The organism is Staphylococcus sp. GDY8P47P, from assembly GCF_016892225.1.
Lineage (GTDB): Bacteria > Bacillota > Bacilli > Staphylococcales > Staphylococcaceae > Staphylococcus > Staphylococcus borealis.
Window position 1 is genome coordinate 1 of record NZ_JAFENV010000038.1, and the last position, 4,911, is coordinate 4,911.

At 29.9% G+C, this 4,911-nt stretch carries 5 protein-coding genes; 4 read left to right on the top strand and 1 reads right to left on the bottom strand.

Annotated features, from left to right (window positions below):
- The 3 genes from JVV30_RS12325 to JVV30_RS12335 form a co-directional block, all read left to right on the top strand.
- Nucleotides 1-409 (top strand): hypothetical protein (locus tag JVV30_RS12325; RefSeq protein WP_204194317.1); only part of this gene is annotated, 409 nt, incomplete at its 5' end.
- Between the two features lie 59 nt (nucleotides 410-468).
- Nucleotides 469-1,797, top strand: coding sequence for an FtsK/SpoIIIE domain-containing protein (locus JVV30_RS12330; protein ID WP_204194318.1), 1,329 nt, complete (start codon nucleotides 469-471; stop codon nucleotides 1,795-1,797).
- 519 nt (nucleotides 1,798-2,316) lie between these two features.
- Nucleotides 2,317-3,432, top strand: coding sequence for a replication initiation factor domain-containing protein (locus tag JVV30_RS12335; protein ID WP_204194319.1), 1,116 nt, complete (start codon nucleotides 2,317-2,319; stop codon nucleotides 3,430-3,432).
- Here JVV30_RS12335 and JVV30_RS12340 read toward each other — a convergent pair whose 3' ends face one another.
- Complete coding sequence (locus JVV30_RS12340; RefSeq protein WP_204194320.1) at nucleotides 3,433-4,068, bottom strand: hypothetical protein; 636 nt, start codon at nucleotides 4,066-4,068, stop codon at nucleotides 3,433-3,435.
- Between the two features lie 180 nt (nucleotides 4,069-4,248).
- Here JVV30_RS12340 and JVV30_RS12345 point away from each other — a divergent pair, with 180 nt between their 5' ends.
- On the top strand, nucleotides 4,249-4,674 hold the full coding sequence (locus JVV30_RS12345) for a hypothetical protein (protein ID WP_033864028.1): 426 nt from the start codon (nucleotides 4,249-4,251) through the stop codon (nucleotides 4,672-4,674).
- Nucleotides 4,675-4,911: the final 237 nt, after the last annotated feature.

Below are 4,911 nucleotides of genomic sequence, written 5' to 3' on the forward strand. Positions count from 1 at the left end.
AGGATTTTTTAAAGATAAAGATTTAGAATTTTTACGTGCATATGATGCGTATGAAAAAGAAAAAGACCCAACAACAGGTAAAAAAGTTAAGACAGACAAAAAAATGGGTGTATGGGTTGAACTGATGATTGCAAAAGATAGAACAATTTATGAAGTGATTGATAATAAAACTGGCGAAAAGACGGTAAAAAAAGCTGAAAACTACGGCGAAAAATTTATGTGTTTGTTAACAGACCCAACCCGAAATGCATCAGATTTTGACAAGTTTAGTATTGGGGACTCAGTAAAAATTGTTGGATATCAAAGCGAAGTAATTATGGGGACTTACAGCGATATTTTACAACCACGTGTTAAAGATGTTGTACCAAAAGGCGACAATGGTCAACAAGTATCAAAGCGAAGTGAATAATGATGTTTAAGTTAAAAATTAGAAGTTTGAGAATAAGACGGCAAATTCGTCTAATTAAAATGATGTTAGGGCTTGTAGTGTTTGTGATGATACTACAAGCATTAACATTTATTTTAAAGTATGGTATTTCTAAAATCACGACTGCCAAATGGGTTGATCTGACTGCTGCAACTTTAAATAAATATACAATGTGGCTGTTAATATTTATGTGTTTGGTTTGGGTGTTGGTTTTTGGTTTTCGATTAATCGATGGGGGTATTTTAAAAAATCGAAATTTGGTTCAATCTTATAAAAATTATAAATTTAAAAACTTGATAGACAAAAGTTTAATTTATAGTGAAATGTACAAGACGGTTACAACAATTGATAAAAATGAAATTACGATTGCAAAGACGCCGAAAGTTAATATTATTGATGACGTAACAATTCACGTTGAAAACATGGTAGGTTTGAGTGATAAATTAGATAATTTTAAATCACATTTGTCAGCAACATTAAAAGGCACAGTCATTGTTGATACATTTCAACTTGATAAATCAGCAAATTTTTACGAAGTAAAATTTATAAACATGAGCAAAGATAATCGTTATTTATTTGAAACAAATGATGAATATTTAGAATCTATCAATTCGACTGAAGTTTATGAATTACCATTGATGAAAAATCTTGTTGTTAATGTGGCAAAGACACCCCACATGCTTGTTGCTGGTGCAACTGGTCAGGGTAAATCGTATTTGCTTTATCACATATTATTTAACTTTATTTTAAAAGATTGTGAGATTTATTTGATTGACCGAAAAAAAGTGCTAACGAAATTTAAAAATATTGTAGGTCATGATAATGTTGCTGACGATCATCCAGAAGAAGAAGATTCGAATATTTTTAAAGTGATTAAAAAAGTTGAACAAATCATGGATGAACGTGAAAGAATTTTAAATGAAAAATATGCTGAAGATTTAGATGTTGATTTTAGGGTTGAGAATTGGAAACCTGTATTTTTGGCTATTGATGAACTAGGTTCACTTGCGAGTGAGTTTGCAACACCGAAGAACGAAAAGGCGTTCTACAAAATTTTGCAAAGTATTATTCAACGTGGTCGAGCAACGGGGGTTAATGTTATTGTCAGCTTACAACAACCTAATGCGAAGAATTTACCAACTGCAATACGTGACAACTTAATGTTTAAAACAATCTTAGGTGATACAGACGAAACAACACGAAGTTTAGTTTTTACATCAAGTGATTTGTCTGATATTAAATTCCAACCGGGAGAAGGTTATTTCACTTTAGCTGGTAAACATAATAAGCCGTCAGTTTTGTTTGTTCCAACGTTTAAAATTCCTTTAACAATCGAGAATTTAAAAGAATTGAAAGATGTGGGTAATTAATCAACGTTTATGCCGAGAAAATTCATTGTTGGTTAGAAGACCCCTTAACTAAACTTGTAGACGAATGTCGGTATAGCGTGAGCTATTAAACCGACCATTCGACAAGTTTTTGGGTTTGTTAAGGGGTCGGAATCTGACCGGCAATGAAGGAATTGGAATAAATGTTTAACTTGATAGATTAAGCGTTCGATGAATTATGCTACAATAAAAAAAGCAACGTAAAAATGTTTGGCGACAGTTTACGTTGCGAAGTGATTTAGTTGTGTTTAAGTTTTTGTTTAGTTGTACAGTGCTTATTATATCGTGGTTAGTGTTAAAAGACAATCACTCGACCTGCAGAATCGAGTGCCGTAAAGAAAAAATCTTTAGATTTTTTTAGGCACGAAGATTCAAACGGTCGAGCGGTACGTCTAGTAATACGTACCGCGACGCACCTCAGCACCCCCCCCCCTAAACAACGCTTGAACGCCTCTAAATCCTTTCATATCAACGGTTCAACCGAGATTGGAGGATTTTTTGTTGATTGATGTTAATGTAGACCAATTTACCCTAACGATTTACATCGATGAAGATGAATACTTAGCTTACGATGAACATTATTTCGATTATATTCAAGACCGATTTGCAAGTACATTAAACTTAATAGATTTGTTTGGTTTACCAGTTCGCCTCAATTATGGCGACGGTTGGTACAATACAATTTATGATTATGGTTACTATGACAGACATTTATTTTTTAAGTATAACGATGAATCATTAGACAATCAGATTTCAGTTGTTTTTCATGCTGGAATGTTGAAAGAATACTTAAAAAGTTATCGTAATAAAATTGATGAGAATATGACTGTTTTTAAATTGTTAAAGAAAATGTCAACGCTTGGCAATGTTCGACTTTCAAGATTAGATGTAGCAATTGATTTAATTGACGAAAACATTGTAGTAGATGATTTGGCTAAACGTATCAACAACTATGATGTGCTTATTAAAAATTCAAGGGGTTCAAATATTGCTGTTGAGTCCATTCAACAAATTGGGAATGGTGGCAAAGTTGAAACAATGTATATTAATAAGCGTAAATCAGCATCATTTTTAAGAATCTATGATAAAAAGATTGAAGCACTGCTTAAAGAGTCTGCTGATGTTAAAACTGCAATTGAATGTGAAAATTGGACACGAATAGAACTAGAATTGAAGAAATACTATGCGAATAACATAACAGCAAGCATTTTAAAGTGTGATTCAGAATTTGATTTTAAAAAAGTTATTTTGGGTGCATTTCTAGAGAAGTTTAAATTTTTAGAACTTGAAAAACCTGAAGAAGATGATTCTGACGGATACGTCGATATGCAATTTTATCAAGATCTGAAAGATTTGATAAAAAATGAGATAGTACATTTACCCGGCCACGAACGAGAAAGAGTCACAGATTTAGAAAGAAAGTACAAAAATTTGTTTAATAACGGAAGTATGCGACTATTTGCTATGATAAAACAGGCATATGGCGAAGAAGGCTTGAAAGAAGTATTTGAACGAATTAATACAGATTGTGAAAAAGTTGAATTGAATAGAGACCACGTCAGACTAATTAATAAATTTAAAAGTGAAGTACCATTTTTTAAGGATAAAAGACATTAACTATTTGTTAATGTCTTTTTTTAAATCTTGATAAGCAAAAATTGAATCGATTTTTTCACGTAATAAATCGTTAATTTCATCTTTATCAGCAATGATTTGTTTTTGTTGTTCGATAATGTTTTGTTGATTATTACATTCATCATTTAAAAACTTATTATCTTCTTTTAAATGGGCAATAATTTCATTACGTTGTTTTAATTTAAAAATTTCTGGTTCTATTTTGTTTACAAAGTAGCTATAAATTTCATTCCAATGTCTTCCGCCTTTTTGTTTAATAATATTTTTAAATTCTTCTGTAGTATTTTCTTTTTCTTCAATATTAGTTAATTTTTGAAGTTCTGCCATATTTAGTTCATCTAATTTTTTAAATTCAAAGCCATTAATTATAGCAACCAATTTTCTAACGCCCTGCAAAGTAAAAATATACTTTTTAACGCCACGATTGTTTTTTGTTGTTTTTAAATTTTGTGCAAGTTGTTCAACAATTTTTGGATCGCGTAATTTTCTAAGTATCGTTGCTTTAGATTTGTTAGCAGCGATAGCAACTTCATCTACACTATAAGTTTTAATGTCTTTTAAATGAGGGTTTTGTTCTTCTAATGCATTTTCAAATTCTTCAATTTCTAGCTGATTCATTATAAATCACTCCTTTGATTTGTTGTGACTTTTTAAATATTTTGATTAAATACTTTAAAAACATCGATTTATAAGGCCTTGTAAATATTATAATTAATTAAACTTTTTTAGTCAACTTATTGATGATTTATTGTGACTAATTCAGAATAAATGTACAAGCTGATGAAAGAGGTGAAACAAATGTCACAAAGAGGAAATTTTAAAATCGAAGATAAAGAAATTTTAGTTGCTGGCTTGAGTGGGTTTGAAAAAAATAATGACGAAGGTATTTTGATTATTAATCAACTTTTAAATTCAGTTTCAAATTTTACAGTTAATTGGCGTTGTTTAAATTTAAACGAAGATGAGATTATGAGAATTTCATACGGCTATGGCGAAGTTAGTTCAAATTTAGCTTTAATTATCGACATGTTAATTGAAACATTAGATTTAATTTTTGAAACAAAAAATGTTTTTGAATCACGTGAAAGATTGGAAAAAATGTTTTTAGAAAAAGATGATATTGAAACAATAGTTAGACGAGCAGAAACGTTCAAAATGATGACCGAGGCAAACAATAGGAACATTAGAAATAATTATTTAAATATTAAAGAAAGAATTGATTAATATGCAAAATAACAACGATAACATTATGTTAAAAAGTATTAAGCTAACGTTTAAACTAACATTCGATTTATTAAAGTACATTTTGAAATTAATCATTCAATTATTAAAGTATTTAATTTTAGCAACTTGCAAACTGGTTAAATTAGGTTGTTTATACCTTATAACAAAATTCAAAAATATATAAAAGGAGTTTTTAATTATGAGACTAGTAGATACATTTTTAAAATTTGATGCTGA